Raw genomic sequence first — 18,252 nt, 5'->3', positions numbered from 1 at the left:
ACGACCGGACGTCGGGAGCTCACTTGCGGCGGTCGCGCTTCTCCCGCACGCGCACCGAGATCCGCACGGGACTGCCGTCGAAGTTGAACTCCTCCCGCAGGCGACGCTCGAGGAAGCGGCGGTAGCCGGCCTCGAGGAAGCCCGTGGTGAACAGCACGAAGGTCGGCGGCCGCGTGGCCGCCTGGGTGGCGAACAACACCCGGGGCAGGCGACCGCCGCGCATCGGCGGCGGAGTCGCGGCCACGACCTCCTTGAGCCACGAGTTCAGGCGTCCGGTCGAGATGCGCTTGTCCCACGACTCGAGGGCCGTCTCCATGGCCGGGACGAGCTTCTGCACGGCGCGACCGGTCTTGGCGGAGATGTTCACCCGCGATGCCCACGGCACCCGCAACAGGTCGCGGTCGATCTCGCGGCCGAGTTCGTAGCGGCGATCCTCGTCGACGAGATCCCACTTGTTGAACGCGATCACCAGGGCGCGCCCGGACTCGACGACCATCGTGATGACCCGCTGATCTTGCTCGGTGATGGGCTGCGAGGCGTCGATGAGCAGCACCGCCACCTCGGCCGCGTCGATCGCACCCCGCGTGCGCAGGGAGGCGTAGAACTCGGCGCCGGACGCACTGTTGACGCGCTTGCGCAGACCGGCGGTGTCGACGAAGCGCCACGGCTTGCCGCCGAGCTCGACGATCGAGTCCACCGGGTCGACGGTGGTGCCGGCGATGTCGTGCACCACCGACCGTTCGTCGCCGGCGAGCTTGTTGAGCAGGCTCGACTTGCCGACGTTCGGCTTGCCCACCAGCGCGACGCGGCGAGGCCCTTCCCCACCGGTACCCTCGCGGGGCGTGGCCGGCAGCTTGGCGAGCAGCTCGTCGAGCAGATCACCGGTGCCGCGACCGTGGGTGGCCGATACCGAATAGGGCTGGCCGAGTCCGAGAGACCACAGTGTCGCGGCTTCGGATTCGACACGGTCGTCGTCTACCTTGTTCGCCACGAGCAGCACCGGAGTCTTCGACCGACGCAGCACCTTCGCGACGGCCTCGTCCACGCTGGTGGCGCCCACGGTGGCATCGACGACGACGAGGATCGCGTCGGCGGTGCGCATCGCGACCTCCGCCTGGCGGGCCACGGACTGCTGCATGCCCTTCGCGTCGGGTTCCCATCCGCCGGTGTCCTGCACCATGAACCGGCGGCCGTTCCACGACGCCTCGTACGAGACGCGGTCGCGGGTGACGCCCGGGACGTCCTCGACGACGGCTTCCCGTCGGCCGATGATGCGGTTGACCAGGGTGGATTTGCCGACGTTCGGTCGGCCGACCACGGCGACGGTCGGGACCGGGACGAACTCCTCGAGGTCGCCGCCCTCGGCGAATTCGATGTCCCAGTCGCCTTCTTCCGACCACGTGCCGTCGCCGTCGAACCCGGTGTAGTCGGTACTCAGGTCGTCGCTCACAGCTTCGCTCCAGTCTGCTCGGTGACCACCGCGAGCAGCGCGGCGATCACCTCGTCGATGTTCATGTCGCTGGTGTCCACGACGACCGCGTCGTCCGCCGCACGCAGCGGGGACACCGCGCGGGTGGAGTCGAGGTGGTCGCGGCGCTGCACCGCGGCGAGGACCGCCTCGTAGTCGTCGCCGCGACCCTCGGCGATGTTCTGGTTGTTGCGCCGGTGCGCGCGGGCCTCCGCCGAAGCGGTGAGGAAGATCTTCACGTCCGCGTCGGGGAAGACGACGGTGCCGATGTCGCGTCCTTCGATCACGACGCGGTGCTCGGCGCGGCCGAGCCGCTGCTGGGCCTCGACGAGCAGGGTGCGCACCTCGGGCACGGCGGAGACCGCGGAGACCGCGGCCGTGACCTCGGCGCCGCGGATGACCTCGCGCACGTCGTCCCCGTCGAGGCGGATGTCCTCGACGGTGGGGTCGGTGCCGATCGACCACGGCAGGCCGGCGGTGACCGCGGCGATCGCGGCCGGATCGGTCAGATCGGTGCCGCGGCGCAGGGCGTGCAGCGTCGCGATGCGGTACATCGCGCCGGTGTCGAGATAGGCGGCACCGAGATGCTGCGCGAGACGCTTGGAGACGGTGGACTTGCCCGTGCCGGACGGCCCGTCCATCGCGACGACCAACGCGTCGGCCGGTGCGCCGGTCACAGCTTCACCGCCTGGTACAGGCCCCCGACCTCGTTGCGGCCGAGGACACGGAGGGTGCCGGGACGCTGGTCGCCGAGCGCCACGGGACCGATGTTGGTGCGCACGAGCCGGATCACGGGGAACCCGACCGCGTCGAGCAGACGTCGCACGATGTGCTTGCGTCCCTCGTGCAGCACGAGCCGCACGAGCGACTGGCCCTCGTGGACCTCGAGCAGCGAGAACTCGTCGACGGAGGCGGGTCCGTCCTCGAGTTCGATGCCTGCCTTGAGCTGCTTGCCGACACCACGGGCGAGCACACCCTTGACGGTCGCCAGGTAGGTCTTGGGCACCTCGAAGGACGGGTGCATCAGCCGATGGGCCAGTTCGCCGTCGTTGGTGAGCAGCAGCAGCCCTTCGGTGTCGGCGTCGAGACGACCGACGTGGAACAGGCGCTGCCCGGCGGCGACGCGTTCGGAGACGATGTCGCCGACGCACGGACGGCCGAGATCATCGGACATCGTGGACTGCCAGCCGCGGGGCTTGTTCAGCACGAGGTGCACGAGATCCTTGTTGATGACGACGCGGACGCCGTCGACCCGGATCACGGCGTTCTCCGGGTCCACGCGCAGGCCCTGCTCGACGACGATGTTGCCGTCGACCTCGACGCGACCCGCGGCGATGAGTTCCTCGGCGGCGCGGCGCGAGGCGACGCCGGCCTGGGCGAGCACCTTCTGCAGCCGCACGCCTTCACCGGCGGGCAGCTTGGCGGGGCCGGCCTCGCGATGCTGGTGCCGCGCGGGACGGGCGTTGCTCACGGTCGGAACGACGCGCTGCGCGACGCGCTTGGCGGCAGGCTTGGAGGGCTTACCGGTCGAGGTGCCCTTGCGGTGCGGTTTCCGACCGGCGGCCGGCTGTGACGGTTTGCGACCTCCGGCCGACTGTGCCGGATTGCGACCTCCGGCCGACTGTGCCGGATTGCGGCCCCCGGCCGACTGGCCGGGAGTGGCCCGGCGATCGGAGCGGGGTGAGTCGGTGCGCTCCCCCGAACGGGGAGCCCCTGCGCGCCCCGAGCGGGGAGCTTCGGTGCGTCCTCCGGAACGCGGTGCTTCCGCGCGTCCCGAGCGGGATCCCCCGGTGTTGCGCGTGTTCGCGCTACGAGGATTGTTTCTTCTACGGTCCGGTGTGCCATCACGGCGAGCGGGTGTATTCACTTGGTTCCTGTCAGTTCTCTGGATCGAACTCCGCGGGCGAGAGAGTCTCGGGACGCGCGTTCCTACCCATTCTCTCAAATCGTGGGTCCGACTCGAGACTGTCGGCGATGTCGTCGATCACATCGACATCGGGCAGAAGCGGCGCAACGGGCGGCAGATCCTGCAGAGATGCCAGGCCGAGACGTTCGAGGAACAGCTCCGTGGTGACGTAGAGCGTGCCGCCGGTCTCCGGATCAGTGCCCGCCTCTGCGATCAGATCCCGCGCGAGCAGGGTGCGCATCACCCCGTCGACGTTGACGCCACGCACGGCACGGACACGGCTGCGCGTGACCGGTTGCCGGTAGGCGATCACGGCGAGCGTCTCGAGTGCGGCGCGGGTGAGCTTGGTGCGCGCGCCACCCTGCAGCAGCTTCTCGACGTAGGGCGCGAAATCGCGGCGCGTGTAGAAGCGCCAGCCGTCGCCCGCGAACCGCAGGTCGATGCCGGATCCGCGCGCGGTGAGGTCCTGTGCGAGACGCCGCAGCGCGGCCTCGGCGCGGTCGGCGGTGACCCCGATGGCGGTCGCGAGCTGCTCGGTCGGCGCGGGGGTGTCGACGACGAGCAACAGTGCCTCGAGTGCCGCAGTGAGTTCGTCGGCGGCGATCTCGAGAAGTTCACCGTCCCACGCGCGTTCCGGCGCAGCAGCGTCTTCGTCACGTTCCCGCGCGGTGTGGTCCGCGCTCCCCGGCGCAGCGTCACTCTCGGGCGCAGAGTCGTCCGCGTGCTCCCGCGCGACGGTGTCGTCCGCGTGCTCCCGCGCAACGGTGTCGTCGTTCACCCGTAGTCCTCCTCGAAATCGATGGCCTCCCCGTCGGTCTCCCCTGTCCACGCGACCTGCAGATGTCCGAGTGGGTCGGGTTGTTCGAAGGTGACGGCACGTTCGCGGTAGAGCTCGAGCAGCGCGAGGAACCGGGCGACGACGAGCAGTCCGAGATCGCAGTCGGCGACGAGTTCGTCGAATCCGACCCAGACGCCGGCGCCGCGGGCGCGCAGCAGGCCGAGGATGTGGGCGGCCTGTTCGGGAACCGACACCTTCGGGGTGTGCAGGTGGTCGAGGCCGACGGTCGGTGGTGGTTTCGGCCGGAACGCCGCGGCCGCGATCTCGGCGAAGCGGTGCGCGTCGACACCGAGCACGACCTCCGGTACGAGATTCTCGTAGCACTCCTCGAGCGACACCGCGCGCGGATAGCGGCGCAGGGCGGCGGCCTCGAGGGCGGCGAACTGTTCGGCGATCTGCTTGTAGGCCCGGTACTGCAGCAGACGCGCGAACAGCAGGTCGCGGGCCTCGAGCAAGGCGAGATCCTCGGGGTCGTCGACCTCGCCGGCGGGCAGCAGCCGGGCGGCTTTGAGGTCGAGCAGGGTCGCGGCGACGACCAGGAACTCGGTGGTCTGATCGAGGCCGAGTTCGGGACCGAGTTTGCGGGTGTAGGCGATGAAGTCGTCGGTGACCTCGTGGAGAGCCACCTCGGTGACGTCGAGGCGACGCTGCGAGATGAGGGTGAGCAGCAGGTCGAACGGCCCCTCGAAGTTGCGCAGGCGCACATGGAAGCCCGAGGTGGTCTCCTCGACCTCCGGCCGGTCCGGTTCGGTGGGTTCCTCGAGGACCACCGCGTCGACCTCCACATCGGGTGCCGTGCCGGTGTCCGCGGTATCGTGAACGGGAGCGTGCACGGGGCTCAGCGACCGCTCCGGTGGATCACTTCCCGCGCGAGTGCGCGGTACGATTCGGCGCCGGCAGAGGTGGGCGCCCAGCGGGTGATGGGTTCGCCGGCGACGCTGGTCTCGGGGAACTTGACGGTGCGGTTGATGACGGCGTCGTAGACGAGATCGCCGAAGACCTCCACGACCCGCGACATCACCTCACGACCGTGCAGGGTGCGCTGATCGAACATGGTGACGAGGATGCCGGCAACGGTCAGCTTCGGGTTGAGCCGGTCGCGGACCTTGGCGACGGTGTCGTTGAGCAGCGCCAGGCCGCGCAGGCTGAAGAACTCGCATTCCATGGGGATGAGCACCGAGTCGGCGCAGGCGAGCGCGTTGACGGTGAGCAACCCCAGCGACGGCTGGCAGTCGACGAGGATGTAGTCGTAGCGGTCGAGCATCGGGTACAGGGCGCGGCCCAGGGCCTGTTCGCGGCCGACCTCGGAGACGAGCTGGATCTCGGCCGCCGACAGGTCGATGTTGCTCGGCAGCAGGTCGAGGCCCTCGACGTGGGTGCGCACGAGCACGTCGTCGGTGGACACCCGCGGTTCGACGAGCAGGTTGTGCACGGTGAGATCGAGATCGTGGTGGGCGACACCGAGTCCGGCGGACAGTGCGCCCTGCGGGTCGAGGTCGACGAGCAGGACGCGGCGCCCGTACTCGGCGAGGGACGCCCCGAGGTTGATGGTCGAGGTGGTCTTGCCGACCCCGCCCTTCTGGTTGCACATCGCGATGATGCGGGCCGGTCCGTGGGTGGACAACGGCACCGGTTCCGGGACGGGACGGCGTGGCCGGCCGGTCGGTCCGAGATCGGGCTCGGCAGCGGTTCCGGAGGTGGTGGAAGGCTCGGTGGTGGACATTCTGTCGGTGTCCTCGCGGCCGTGTGCGTCGACCGGGACGGTGTTCGACCGGAGGTGCTCCGGCTCCGTGTACGTGGCGGGTGGCCGAGGTGTGCCCACGTTCGGTACTCCCCCTGTCTTGCGACCCGGATGTCTTCTCGTCGACCCGTCGGGTGACCCGGCGGCTCGTCCCCAGAACGCTACCGCTTCGTCGGCAGGATCACCGCACGGACACGCGTCCCCTGCGGAGTCGGTCATCGTGCCCGCGGATGCGCCTGCGCCCATACCTCGCGGAGGGCACCGGCGGTGACCAGGGTGTATATCTGCGTGGTCGTCACAGAAGCATGCCCCAGTAACTCCTGTACCACGCGTACGTCGGCGCCACCGTCGAGCAGGTGCGTCGCGAAGGAGTGCCGCAGCGTGTGCGGCGACACCCCGACGTCGACTCCGGCGCGCTCGGCGGCGGTCTGCAGCACCTTCCACGCGCTCTGCCGCGACAGGCGGCCGCCGCGCGCGTTGAGGAAGACCGCGGCGGTGCGGCCGGTTGTCAGGGCGGGTCGTCCCCGCACGAGATAGGCGTCGAGCGCGCCGAGCGCCGGGCGTCCGACCGGGACGAGTCGCTGTTTGCCGCCCTTGCCGCGCAGCAGCACGGAGCGTGATTCGGTGTCGATGTCGTCGACGTCGAGCCCGACGGCCTCGGAGATGCGGGCGCCGGTGGAGTACAGCAGTTCGAGCAGGGCGCGGTCGCGCATGCTGCGGGGTCCGTCGGCGTCGCGGCCGGCGGCGTCGAGGATCGCGGTGACCTGGTCGACGGTCAGCGCCTTGGGCAGGCGACGCCCGGCCGCCGGGGGTTTGACGGTGCGGGCGACGTCGACCGGGGTCTGTCCTTCGGCCGCGGCGAAGCGGTGCAGGCCGCGCACGGCGATCAGGGCGCGGGCGGCCGAGCTCGCTGCCAGCGCCGGGCGGTTGCGTTCCGGGTCTCCGCGGCGCAGGCTCGCGGCGAAGTCGCTGATGTGGTGTTCGTGCACGTCGGCGAGGTCACCGATGTGGATGTCGGTGAGGTGTTCGACGTAGCGCAGCAGGTCGCGGCGGTAGGAGGCGAGGGTGTTCGTCGCGACCCCCCGTTCGACGGTCAGGTGCGCGAGATAGGCGTCGAGTTGCCCGGTGAGTGTCGGGGACGGCTGCGGAGCGACCTGCGTGGCGGGACGCTCCTCACCGGGCAGCACTGCTCACCCCTCCGCGCGCGTGCGGGCGAAGGTGGTGGGCCGGTCCGGCCACGGCGCGTCCGGTGCGCGGGTCGCGGTGCCCGTCGCGCGGGCGGTTGCGAACGCGAGGAGACCGGACACCGCGGTGGCGTTGACGATCTCCCCGCGCAGCACCATCGCCACGGCCTCGTCCACCGGGACGCGGCGGACCTCGAGATCGGCCTCCTCGTGCTCGGGTTCGGGCCGGTCGACCTCGCTCAAGCCGCGGGCGGCGAAGACGCGCACGGCTTCGTCGGTGAATCCGGGTGAGAGCGCGAGGTCGACGAGGAGTTCCCAGTCGGCGGCGGCCAGGCCGGTCTCCTCGGCGAGTTCGCGGCGGGCGGTGTCGAGGGGGTCCTCGCCGGGTGCGTCGAGCAGCCCGGCGGGCAGTTCCCACAGTCGCCGGCCGAGCGGGTGCCGGTACTGGTGCACGAGCACCACCCGGTCCTTCTCGTCGACGGCCACCACCGCGACCGCACCGTGGTGTTCGACCACTTCGCGTTCGGCGGTGTGCCCGTCGGGCATCGCCACGTTGTCGACGCGCAGCGACACGATGGCGCCCGTGTAGATCCGCCGGCTGTCCAGGGTGCGGAAGTCGTGTCGCTGCGCCATGTCGACTACTCGGCGTCGCCGGCGGTGGACGTCGACGCGGTCGAGCCGACCGATTCCTCGGAGGTGCTGCTCTCGCCGTGGATGTCGACCGGGAGTCGCTCAGCCGCCTTGTACTGCAGTGCCGCGGCGACGAGTCCGGAAAACAGCGGGTGCGGGCGGGTGGGCCGGCTCTTGAGTTCCGGGTGCGCCTGGGTGGCGACGAAGAACGGATGCTGCTCGGCCGGGTACTCGACGAACTCGACGAGTCGCCCGTCCGGGGAGGTTCCGGAGAACACCAGACCGGACTTGGCGATCTTGTCGCGGTAGGCGTTGTTGACCTCGTAGCGGTGCCGGTGCCGTTCGGAGACCTGCTCGCTGCCGTAGGCCCTGGCCACGACCGAGCCCTTCTTCAGCGCGGCCGGGTAGGCGCCGAGACGCATGGTGCCGCCGAGATCGGCCTCACCGGCGACCGCCTGTTCCTGGTCCGCCATCGTGGAGATCACCGGGGCGGTGGTGTCGGGATCGAACTCGGTGGACGACGCGTCCTCGATGCCGACCGACCGCGCGGCCTCGATGACGACACACTGCAGGCCCAGGCACAGGCCGAGCAGCGGGATCCGGCGGGTGCGGGCGAACCGGATGGCGCCGAGCTTGCCCTCGATACCGCGGATGCCGAAGCCGCCGGGGATCAGGACGGCGTCGACGTCGCCGAGGTGCTTCTCGGCACCGGCCTCGGTCTCGCACTCGTCGGAGGCGACCCAGCGGATCTTGACCTTCGCGCGGTGCGCGAAACCGCCGGCGCGCAGCGCCTCGGTGACCGACAGGTAGGCGTCGGGCAGGTCGATGTACTTGCCGACGAGCGCGACCTCGACGGTCTCGCGGGGGTTGTGGACCCGCTCGAGCAGGTTGCCCCACACGGTCCAGTCGACGTCCCGGAAGGGCAGGCCGAGCTGGCGCACGACGTAGGCGTCGAGTCCCTCGCTGTGCAGCACCTTCGGGATGTCGTAGATGCTCGGCGCGTCGGGGCAGGAGATGCAGCCGGCGACGTCGACGTCGCACATCAGCGAGATCTTCGCCTTGAGCGAGGCCGGCACGTCGCGGTCGCAGCGCAGTACGAGCGCGTCGGGCTGGATACCGATGTTGCGCAGCGCGGCCACCGAGTGCTGGGTCGGCTTGGTCTTCAGCTCACCGGACGGCCCGAGATAGGGCACGAGCGAGACGTGCAGGAAGAAGCAGTTGTCGCGGCCGACCTCGTGGCGCACCTGGCGGGCGGCCTCGAGGAAGGGCTGCGACTCGATGTCGCCGACGGTGCCGCCGATCTCGGTGATCACCACGTCGGGGGTCTGGCCCTCGGAGTCGGGTGCGGCCATCGCGAGGATGCGGCGCTTGATCTCGTCGGTGATGTGCGGGATGACCTGCACGGTGTCGCCGAGATATTCGCCGCGGCGTTCCTTGGCGATGACCGTGGAGTACACCTGGCCGGTGGTGACGTTCGCGTCGGCGGACAGGTCGCGGTCGAGGAAGCGCTCGTAGTGGCCCACGTCGAGGTCGGTCTCGGCGCCGTCCTCGGTGACGAAGACCTCACCGTGCTGGAACGGATTCATCGTGCCGGGGTCGACATTGAGGTACGGGTCGAGCTTCTGCATCGTCACGCGCATGCCGCGTGCGGTGAGCAGAGTGCCCAGGCTCGACGCTGTGAGCCCCTTGCCGAGAGAGGACGCGACGCCCCCGCTGACGAAGATGTGCTTGGTAGGGGTACGCGAGTGGCGTGACTGTGGCAAAGAAGCTCCCGTGACGTCAGGTGCAGGACTTTTGGACTGATGCGATACAGCTGGGGCCTGCCGACCCACGGAACTTCACGGTAACACCTCCGTGGGCGGGCGCGTACCCGACTCGCGATTGCCGACCCCCGGTGCAATCGACGTCACAGGCGGCGACGCTCAGCGGGCCGGGGAGCCGACGGTGACGGCGGTGGCGCTCGGCCCCGTCCCGTACCGGCCGGTGCCCCCGTCGTACTGCTCGCGCAGCGCCAGAACCGTCGTCAGGCGCCCCGATTCGCGGTCGAGATTGTCGACCGTGGACAGGCCCGCGGCGAGCGCGGCGTCGGCCCGCACGACGGCGATCGGTCCGTTGCCCTCCGCTGCCCCCGTGCGGCCGGCGAGCACCGCGCCGGCGCCGCGGCCGTCGACGACTCCGGCGAAGCGCGCGATGAGCGACCCGCGATTGCCGGCGCGTTCGGCGTTGCCGCTGTGGTCGCCGGTGACAACGAGGGCGCTCTGGGCCGGTTCGACCTGGCCGTCCTCGTAGGTGACGAAACCGCCGCTGCGCAGCGTGGTCAGGGCGAGGGCGCGTTCCTCGGGGGTGCTGCGCGGTTGCCCGGTGCCCGGGTCGACGAGCAGCACCGCGCCGAGCAGATCCCCGGCGAGACTGCCCGGGTCGACGGCGCCGGTCTGCAGTTCCACGCCGGCGGGCACGACGTTGGTGACGGTTGTGCGGAGCTGGTCGGTGCCGGAGGCGTCGACGAACGAATCGGTCAGCGCGATCCGGGCGGTGACCCGGCCGCCGGCATCACCGACGGACCGCACGACGGCGTCGACGTCCTCGGGTGCGGCGTCCGGGGTGGTCACGAGAAGGACGGTGCGGTCGAGGAGTTCGTCGCGCACGATCCGCGGGCCGACGGTCGAGTCGAACCCGTCGGCGGCGAGCAGTTGTGCCTCGAGCCGGCTGCCGTGGTCCTCGGCCTCCTGGATCTCGCGGCGCAGCTCGGCCTTGTCGTCGCGCAAGCCGGAGACGACGCTGTCGGCCAGCAATCCGGAGCCGAGCACGATCCCGACCGCCAGGCCGAGGAACACCGCCACCAGGGAGACGACGTGATGGCGCATCGAGATCACGCGCGCAGACCCCGAATCCACTCGACGGCGGAGTCCCACCACTGCCGGGCGAGTTCGACGACGTCGGCACCGAGATTGGACACGGCGAGTGCGGCGATCACGGCGATGAGGGCCGCGAAGACGAGCAGGGCGATCACGCCGCCCGAGACGCGGCTGCGGTAGAGGGTGGCCACCGCCTTCGCATCGACGAGTTTCGGCCCGACCTTCAGACGGGTCATCACCGCCGACGGATTGGTGTCGCGACGGCCGTGGTCGAAGAACTCGTCGAGCGAGACAGTGCTGCCGACGGTCACCACCAGCGCCGCACCGTGATGCTCGACGAGCAGCAGCGCCAGGTCGGTGGGGGTGCCGACGGCGGGGAAGGTCATCGCGCCGATGCCGAGATCCTGTATCCGCTCGAGACCCGGGGCGTGGCCGTCCGGGTCGGCGGGCAGCACCACTTCGGCGCCCGATTTGAGGGTGGAAGTGCCGATCTCGTCGGGGTCGCCGACGATGAGGTCAGGGCGATAGCCCGCCTTGGAGAGGGCGTCCGCGCCGGGGCCGACGCCCACCAGGATCGGTGAGTACTCCTTGATGAACGGCTTGAGATCCTTGAGGTCCTGCACATGCCCGGGGCCGTCGGAGACGACGACGACGTGCCGGTCGCGCAGGTCCAGGTCGATGTCGGGGATGCCGACGCCGTCGATGAGCAGCGGGCTCTCCGAGCGGATGAACTCGATGGTGTTGCCCGAGAACGCCTCGAGATGATCGACGAGCCCGGTTCGCGCCTCGATCATGCGGTCGGAGATCTCGATGTCGGTCTGCTCGTCGCCCTCGATGAGCAGCTTCTCCCCCGCGTACACGCCACCCTCGTGCACCCGGACCTTCGCGCCGTCCTTGATCTTCTTGAAGACCTCGGTGCCGACGTTGTCGACGAGCACGATGTCGTGCGCGACGATCACTTCGGGACCGAGATTCGGGTACCGGCCCGAGATCGACGGGGACGCGTTGATCACCGCGGTGACGCCCGCCTCGACGAGCGCGTCGGCGGTGACACGATCGAGGTCGATGGCGTCGAGGACGACCACGTCGCCGGGACCGATCCGGCGCAGCAGCTTCGCGGTGTTCCTGTCGACCCGGGCAATGCCACTCACTCCGGGCAACGTTTCGTTGTTACGGGACAGCAGCGCCGGCATCTTCATGCAAGAGATGATGCGCCGGTATACGAGTGAGGTTGTGGAGGCGCGCCGGTAGTCGTGTGAACATCACCCCGGCGCGCCGGGCGGGTCAGCCGGTGCGCTCGGCGTGGGCGACGGCCAGCAGTTCCTCGGCGTGCGCACGTCCGGTCTCGGTGTCGTCGAGACCGGCGAGCATGCGGGCCAGTTCGGTAACCCTCTCCTCCTCGCTGAGGGTGCGCACCCCGCTGCTGATCACCCCGGCCCGGTCGTCGACCTTGTCGACGACGAGATGGGTGTCGGCGAACGCCGCGACCTGCGGCAGGTGCGTGACCACGATGACCTGGTGGGTGCGCGACAGGCGCGCGAGACGCCGGCCGATCTCGACGGCGGCGCGGCCACCGACCCCGGCGTCGACCTCGTCGAAGACCATCGTCGCGCCGCGCTCGGAACCGGCGAGCACCACTTCGAGGGCGAGCATGACGCGGGAGAGCTCACCGCCGGACGCGCTGCGGGCGAGCGGGCGGGCCGGGGCGTCGCTGTGCGGAGCGAGCCGGAACTCCACCTCGTCGATCCCGGATTCGCCGGCGTGCAGGAGCCGGTCGCCGACCGACAGCGGGGCGGTGTCGCTCACGGTCGCCGCGCGGTCGGCGATGTGCACGTCGAGCACGGCGCGCCCCATCGCGAGGCCGGACAGTTCCTTGCTAACGGCCTTCGCGAGTTTGCCGGCGACCTTGTGCCGCGCCGCCGACAGCGCGGTGGCGGTCTCCGCGGTCGCGGCGGCCTCCGCGTCGACCTCGGCGGCGAGCTTGTCGATCGCCTCCGCGGAGACGTCCAGTCCGGACAGGCGTTCGCGGGCCTCGCGCGCCCACTCGAGCACGCCGTCTATGTCGGCGGCGTACTTGCGGGTGAGGTTCTTCAGTTCCGCCTGCCGGTTGAGCAGGGTCTCGAGCTCGCTCGGGTCGGACGGCAGGTCGGACAGATAACCGGAGATGTCGCCGGTGACGTCGGTGACCACCGCGATCGCCTCGCCGAGGCGGGGCCCGAGCTCGCGCAGGGCGGGATCGTCGCAGCCCTCGAGGCGGGCGCGGGCCTCGCCGAGCAGGTCGAGTGCCGCCGAGTACGCGTCGGCGTCGCCGCTGTCGTCGCCGGCGAGGGCGTTGTGCGCGACGGTGGCCGCCTCGCGCAGCGAGTCGAGGTCGGACAGGCGCCGCACCTCGTCGACGATGCGGGTGTCCTCCCCCGGTTCGGGTGCGACGCGGTCGATCTCGTCGAGACCGAAGTGCAAGCGATCGGCCTCCTGCGCGAGCTCACGCGACCGTTCGGTGCGTTCCTGCAGTTCGGCGCGGGCCTCGAGCCAGCGGCGTCGCCGGGTTCGGTAGCGGTCGAGCAGACCGGCGACGGTCTTGCCGCCGAACCGGTCGAGCGCGGCGCGCTGCTCGTCGGGACGCAGCAGCCGCAGCTGGTCGTTCTGGCCGTGCACGGTCAGCAGCGGCCCGGTGAATTCGGACAGCACCCCCACCGGCACGCTGCGTCCGCCGAGGTGGGCGCGGGAGCGGCCGTCGCTGCCCACGGCGCGCACGGCGATGATGCTACCGTCCTCGTCGCGCTGGGCACCGGTGGACTCGAGCAGTTCGGCGATCTGCTGTTCGATGTGGCTGGGCGCCGGTTCGATCTCGAAGCGTCCTTCGACCACGGCGCGGCTGGCGCCGACCCGTACCCGGGAGGGGTCGGCGCGCACCCCGGAGAGCAGATGCAGGCTCGTGACGACCATCGTCTTGCCGGCACCCGTCTCGCCGGTGAGCACCGTCAGTCCCCCGTGGAAGCGCGCGTACGCCTCGGAGATCACACCCAGGTTGTCGATCCGGATCTCTGCGAGCATCTCAGAGTTTCCTTCCCCGCCAGCCCTTCACCGGAAGTTCGAACTTGCGCACCATCCGATCCGCGAACGGTGCCGAATCGAGCCGCACCCAGCGGACCGGATCGCATCCTCGCACCACTTCGAGCCGGGCCCCGGCCGGGACGTCGATGATGCGGCGACCGTCGCAGAAGACCACCCCGTCGTGGCCGCCGGCGAGGGTCTCGACGGCGATGATCGACTCGGGGCTGGTTACCAGCGGGCGCGCGAACAGAGCGTGTGCATTGCTCGGGATCACCAGCAGCGCTTCGAGTTCGGGCCAGACGATCGGTCCGCCGGCCGAGAAGGCGTAGGCCGTCGATCCCGTCGGGGTGGCGACGAGGACACCGTCGCAGCCGAACGACGAGACCGGACGACCGTCGACCTCGAGCACCACCTCGAGGACCCCGAGCCGCGACTTGTTCTCGAGACTCGCCTCGTTGAGCGCCCACCCGCGGTCGAGGACCTCGGCGTCCATGCGCACCGTCACGTCGAGCGTCATGCGCTGTTCGACGCGGTACTCGCGGCGCACCACCTGCATGAGCGCTTCCTCGAGGTGTTCGGCCTCGGACTCGGCGAGGAAACCGATGCGGCCGAGGTTGATACCGAGGACGGGCACCGCCGAGTACTGCGCGAGTTCGGCCGCCCGCAGGAAACTGCCGTCGCCGCCGAGGACGATCACCATCTCGCATCCGGCGGCCGCCTCCGGCCCCGGTTCGACGACGCTGATGAAACTGCCCGGCAGGGCGAGGACGCCGAGTCCGTTGCTCACCGACTCGTCGTCGAGGGTGCGCAGACCGATGCCGGCCTCACCGAGGATCTTCGCGACCCGCAGCGCGGTGCCGGCGATCTCGTCGCGCCCCGAATGGGAGACCAGCAGGATCTCCCGGCCCGATCGCACCGCGTCGGCCGCGGCGGTCTCTTCGCTCACTGTGGTCCTTCCTGAACCGCACGCTCGATCAGTTCGATCACCGCCGGGTCGAGTTCCTCCGGTCCCGGCTCTCCGGCCCGCAGCCACAGGAAGTACTCGACGTTCCCGGACGGCCCGGGCAACGGGCTCGCCACCGCTCCGAGGGTGCGCAGCCCCTGCCGCTGCGCTTCGCGCGCGACGTCGAGCACCGCCTCGGTGCGCAGCGCCGGGTCGCGTACCACGCCGCCGCTGCCGACCCGGTCCTTGCCCACCTCGAACTGCGGTTTGACCATCGGCAGCAGGTCGCCGCCCTGGGCGACGCAGGCCACGAACGCCGGCAACACCAACTTCAGCGAGATGAACGACAGATCCGCGACCACCAGGTCGACGCGCCCGCCGATCGTCTCCGCGTCGATGCTACGCACATTTGTTCGATCGATCACATGGACACGCTCGTCGGACTGCAGACGCCAGACCAGCTGGCCGTAGCCGACGTCCACCGCGACGACCTCCGCGGCACCCTCGTGCAGCAGCACATCGGTGAAACCGCCGGTCGACGCGCCGGCGTCGAGGCAGCGACGCCCCGACACCTGCAACCCCTGCGGCGTGAACGCCTCGAGGGCGCCGAGGAGCTTGTGGGCACCGCGGGACGCCCAGGAAACCTCGTCGCTCCCCTCGGTGACGATCAGCGGCGTGTTCGGTTCGACGGCGGTCGCCGGTTTGGAGGCCACGGTGCCGGCGATCAGCACCCGACCTGCGGCGATCAGTTCGCTGGCGTGCTCGCGGGAGCGCGCCAGACCCCGCCGCACCAGTTCCGCGTCGACGCGTGCCCGGCGTGCCACGTCAGATCTTGTCCACGGTCGACAAAGCCTGCACGAGGACCTCGTGGGCTCGTTCGAGCAGGTCGGCCTGCTCGAGCAGCACGGACTGATCGGCGCTCTCGGCACCGGGGACGGATGCGCCCTCGCGGACACGCGCCAGCAAAGCGTCGACCTCCTCGCGGACGTGTGCGGGATCGACGGTGGGGCGTGCGCCGGGAAGGTGTTCGCCCGGACGTGGAATCGGCGTGCTCATCGCCGTCCACGCTAGTCGATGGATGCGACCGGGCTACACCCTCCGGTGCGGATCAGACCGTCGCCGCCCACGCGTCCACGACGGACCGCGCCCGCTCGTCCACCGGACGGACCTGTCCGAATCCGGGGTTGGCCCAGGCGATGTCGAGCAGACCCCGCAGCGCCTCCATCGGATCGGCGGCCGACGGCGCGGCGGCGAGGTGAAGATCACCCCCGTCGACCGTGACGTCCCACGAGTCGTGCGATGCGACACGGAGCCGGTCGGCCGGCTGATCGAGACTCGTGAGCGAGGCCGCGACGTAGGTCGGGCGCTGCTCGGCCGGAGCCCGCAGCAGATCGTCGACGGTGCTGACCCCGGTCAGCACGAGCAGGGAATCCGCACCGACGGCGTTGGCGCCTTCGATGTCGGTGTCCAACCGGTCACCGATGACGAGGGGACGACGGGCACCGCCGCGACGGATCGCGTCCTCGAGCAGCGGAGCTGCGGGTTTGCCCGCCACGATCGGGGTCGCGCCGGTGGCGTTGTGCACCGCCGCGACCATCGACCCGTTGCCGAGGACGAGTCCGCGCTCGGTCGGCAGGGTCGAGTCGACGTTGGTGGCCACCCACAGAGCGCCTGCGCGGACGGCGAGCGTCGCCTCCGCCAGGATCGCCCATCCGGTGTCCGGGGAATGCCCCTGCACGACCGCCACCGGATGCGCGTCCGCGGACCGAACCGGGGTGAGGCCGACACCGGCCACCTCCTCGGCCAGGGCCTCGGTGCCGACGACGAGCACCGGCACACCGGCCGGGAACCGCTCGGCCAGCAGGCGCGCAGCGGACTGCGAGCTCGTCACCACCGACGAGTCGTCGGCCGGGAAGCCGAGTTCTCGCAGGTGCAGGGCGACCTCCGACGGCCGGCGGCTGGCGTTGTTCGTCACGTACAGAACGGTGTCGTCACCGGCGGCCAGCGCCTCGCGGGCACCCGGGACGGGTTCGGCGCCCCGGTAGACGGTGCCGTCGAGGTCGAGCAGCAGGACGTCGTAGATCCGACGCAGACTGTCGCTGGAAGCCGTACTGCCGGAAACGTCGGTGCCGTCGGTCACGGCGACTCTCCGGTGAGCTCCTCCACCCGCTCCTCGGCGTCGGTGACGCCTTCGATGTCCGCGCCTGCGGAGTGCAGGAACCATTGCAGGCCTTCTTCGGTCCGCCCGGCCGCGACGAGAGCGTCGGCGTAGGCGTAGAAGAGACGGGCAGCCGGTGTACCGGTCCGCTCGGGGTCGAGATCGGGCGTCTGCAGGGTGACGACGGCCTGGTCGTACTGACCGAGATCCATGCGGGCACCCGCGAGGACAATCCGCAGCTCTGTCGCCTCGTCGCCGGTCAGCTTGCGAGCTTCCTCGCTCCGGCCCAGTTCGAGCGCCTTCTCGGGGCGACCGAGACCGCGTTCGCAGTCGGCCATCACGGCGAGCAGTCCGGTACCACCGGACATGCGACGTGCTGCGCGGAGTTCGGACAGCGCCTCCGCCCACTCCCCGGCGTGGTAGGCGGTGATGCCGGCGGCCTCGCGGACGACCGCGATGCGGCCGGCGCGCTGACGGGCGGCGCGAGCATGGGTGAGCGCGGCGCGAGGATCGTCGTCGAGCAGACGACCGGCCATCACCAGATGCCGGGCGACGGAGTTCGCGTTCGACTTGTCCAGGCTCAGCAGATCGCGGCGGATCGTCGGGTCGAGCTCGGATGCCTCGACGTCGTCGGGGATGTCCGGCTCGTCCGGACGTGCATCGCGGCGCTGCGGTGCGATGCCATCGCGCCCGCGACCCGGACCGAATCCACCTTCACCGCCACGACGACGGGGTGCTCCCTCGCCACGACGGTCACCGGACTGGGGGCCACGGCGGTCGCCGGAATAGCCTCGCCGGTCGCCGCCACCTCGCTGGTCACTGCCTCGCTGGTCGCCACCACGACGATCGTCGCGGTTGCCGTAGCTGCGCTCACCGCCGGGACGGTCCGAACCCTGACGGGGACGGTCGCCGTACTGCCGACCACGCTCGTCGCCGCGGCTCGACCGGTCATCGCTGCGGCGGGGGCGGTCGTCGCCTCCGGAACGTTCGCGGTAGGGACGGTCGCTGCGACCGGAACGAGCGTCGTCGCGGCCGCGATCCCGGCGGTCTCCGCCCTGGAAGGAACGGCGGTCGTCGCCACGCTGGGAGCGCTGATCGTCACTGCGCTGGGGGCGCCGATCGTCACCGCGCTGCGGACGGTCGTCTCGTCCGGACGAACGTCCGGCGGATCCGTAGCCACCCTGCCGGCGGTCGTCGCCGCGTCCACGCTCGTCGCGGTCGCGGGGTGCGCGCTCGTCGCGGCTGTCGCCGGCGCGTTCCTCGCGCTCGTTCTTGCGGCCCGACCACGGAGTGGATCCTCCACTCCTGAAGGACCGACGTTCACCGTTGCCGTCGGACACAGAAAAATCCTCTCATGAAAACACGAAAGGGGACCCAAACGAGTGGGTCCCCTTTCGGAACGGGTGTTCGGCGGTGTCCTACTCTCCCACACCCTGTCGAGTGCAGTACCATCGGCGCAGACAGGCTTAGCTTCC

Annotated in this window: 16 protein-coding genes and 1 pseudogene; all 17 read right to left on the bottom strand. The window is 70.6% G+C overall.

All coding sequences use genetic code 11. The annotated features are described in order from the left end of the window. Positions 1-19 precede the first annotated feature (19 nt). Positions 20-1,450: a ribosome biogenesis GTPase Der gene (gene der / locus A5767_RS12460; protein ID WP_019289613.1), complete on the bottom strand. Its 1,431-nt coding sequence runs from the start codon at positions 1,448-1,450 to the stop codon at positions 20-22. Further along, positions 1,447-2,109 carry a (d)CMP kinase gene (gene cmk / locus A5767_RS12455; RefSeq protein ID WP_039958193.1) on the bottom strand — a complete coding sequence of 221 codons (663 nt, stop codon included), beginning with the start codon at positions 2,107-2,109 and terminating at the stop codon, positions 1,447-1,449. Before cmk ends, der begins: the two co-directional genes overlap by 4 nt. Before the next feature lie 32 nt (positions 2,110-2,141). Further along, positions 2,142-3,335 carry a pseudouridine synthase gene (locus A5767_RS12450; protein WP_231913181.1) on the bottom strand — a complete coding sequence of 398 codons (1,194 nt, stop codon included), beginning with the start codon at positions 3,333-3,335 and terminating at the stop codon, positions 2,142-2,144. Positions 3,336-3,345: 10 nt separating this feature from the next. Beyond that, positions 3,346-3,978 (bottom strand): SMC-Scp complex subunit ScpB, encoded by a 633-nt coding sequence (scpB, locus tag A5767_RS12445; protein WP_064852432.1) that lies wholly within the window; start codon positions 3,976-3,978, stop codon positions 3,346-3,348. A 170-nt stretch (positions 3,979-4,148) separates the two neighbouring features. After that, positions 4,149-5,045: a segregation and condensation protein A gene (locus tag A5767_RS12440; protein ID WP_082937684.1), complete on the bottom strand. Its 897-nt coding sequence runs from the start codon at positions 5,043-5,045 to the stop codon at positions 4,149-4,151. 5 nt (positions 5,046-5,050) lie between these two features. Next, positions 5,051-6,034, bottom strand: coding sequence for a ParA family protein (locus A5767_RS12435; protein WP_064852421.1), 984 nt, complete (start codon positions 6,032-6,034; stop codon positions 5,051-5,053). 134 nt (positions 6,035-6,168) lie between these two features. Further along, positions 6,169-7,140 carry a site-specific tyrosine recombinase XerD gene (xerD, locus tag A5767_RS12430; RefSeq protein ID WP_019289618.1) on the bottom strand — a complete coding sequence of 324 codons (972 nt, stop codon included), beginning with the start codon at positions 7,138-7,140 and terminating at the stop codon, positions 6,169-6,171. 3 nt (positions 7,141-7,143) lie between these two features. Beyond that, positions 7,144-7,770 (bottom strand): NUDIX domain-containing protein, encoded by a 627-nt coding sequence (locus A5767_RS12425; protein ID WP_019289619.1) that lies wholly within the window; start codon positions 7,768-7,770, stop codon positions 7,144-7,146. 5 nt (positions 7,771-7,775) lie between these two features. Then, positions 7,776-9,530, bottom strand: coding sequence for a CTP synthase (locus A5767_RS12420; protein WP_082921086.1), 1,755 nt, complete (start codon positions 9,528-9,530; stop codon positions 7,776-7,778). Positions 9,531-9,689: 159 nt separating this feature from the next. Next, a complete protein-coding gene (locus tag A5767_RS12415; RefSeq protein ID WP_019289621.1) occupies positions 9,690-10,640 on the bottom strand; it encodes a copper transporter in 951 nt (316 codons plus the stop codon). Further along, entirely contained in the window at positions 10,637-11,821 is a 1,185-nt protein-coding gene (gene steA / locus A5767_RS12410; protein WP_006552723.1) for a putative cytokinetic ring protein SteA, read from the bottom strand. The genes A5767_RS12415 and steA overlap by 4 nt, the downstream gene beginning before the upstream one ends. A gap of 85 nt (positions 11,822-11,906) precedes the next feature. Next, the gene (gene recN / locus A5767_RS12405; protein WP_064852420.1) at positions 11,907-13,676 is read right to left on the bottom strand and encodes a DNA repair protein RecN; all 1,770 of its coding nucleotides are present in this window, start codon (positions 13,674-13,676) and stop codon (positions 11,907-11,909) included. 1 nt (position 13,677) lies between these two features. Next, positions 13,678-14,622 carry an NAD kinase gene (locus A5767_RS12400; RefSeq protein ID WP_064852419.1) on the bottom strand — a complete coding sequence of 315 codons (945 nt, stop codon included), beginning with the start codon at positions 14,620-14,622 and terminating at the stop codon, positions 13,678-13,680. After that, complete coding sequence (locus A5767_RS12395; RefSeq protein ID WP_064852418.1) at positions 14,619-15,443, bottom strand: TlyA family RNA methyltransferase; 825 nt, start codon at positions 15,441-15,443, stop codon at positions 14,619-14,621. The genes A5767_RS12400 and A5767_RS12395 overlap by 4 nt, the downstream gene beginning before the upstream one ends. Position 15,444: 1 nt before the next feature. Continuing rightward, positions 15,445-15,675, bottom strand: a complete 231-nt coding sequence (locus A5767_RS12390; RefSeq protein WP_019289625.1) for a hypothetical protein — start codon at positions 15,673-15,675, stop codon at positions 15,445-15,447. Between the two features lie 52 nt (positions 15,676-15,727). Next, positions 15,728-16,759, bottom strand: coding sequence for an HAD-IIA family hydrolase (locus A5767_RS12385; RefSeq protein ID WP_019289626.1), 1,032 nt, complete (start codon positions 16,757-16,759; stop codon positions 15,728-15,730). Continuing rightward, positions 16,756-17,595, bottom strand: a pseudogene (locus tag A5767_RS23740) (tetratricopeptide repeat protein); the annotation flags it as partial. The pseudogene A5767_RS23740 and the gene A5767_RS12385, both read right to left, overlap by 4 nt. Positions 17,596-18,252 lie beyond the last annotated feature (657 nt).

Origin of the sequence: Rhodococcus sp. 852002-51564_SCH6189132-a (genome assembly GCF_001665495.1) — a bacterium.
Taxonomy (GTDB): Bacteria; Actinomycetota; Actinomycetes; order Mycobacteriales; family Mycobacteriaceae; genus Rhodococcus; species Rhodococcus pyridinivorans.
This window is presented reverse-complemented; position numbering and strand designations above follow the sequence as displayed.

Bases quoted from the DNA above. Each gene is read 5' to 3' on its own strand.
- recN (WP_064852420.1), bottom strand. From the start codon at position 13,676: ATGCTCGCAGAGATCCGGATCGACAACCTGGGTGTGATCTCCGAGGCG.
- A5767_RS12390 (WP_019289625.1), bottom strand. From the start codon at position 15,675: ATGAGCACGCCGATTCCACGTCCGGGCGAACACCTTCCCGGCGCACGC.
- cmk (WP_039958193.1), bottom strand. From the start codon at position 2,109: ATGGACGGGCCGTCCGGCACGGGCAAGTCCACCGTCTCCAAGCGTCTC.
- steA (WP_006552723.1), bottom strand. From the start codon at position 11,821: ATGAAGATGCCGGCGCTGCTGTCCCGTAACAACGAAACGTTGCCCGGA.
- A5767_RS12425 (WP_019289619.1), bottom strand. From the start codon at position 7,770: ATGGCGCAGCGACACGACTTCCGCACCCTGGACAGCCGGCGGATCTAC.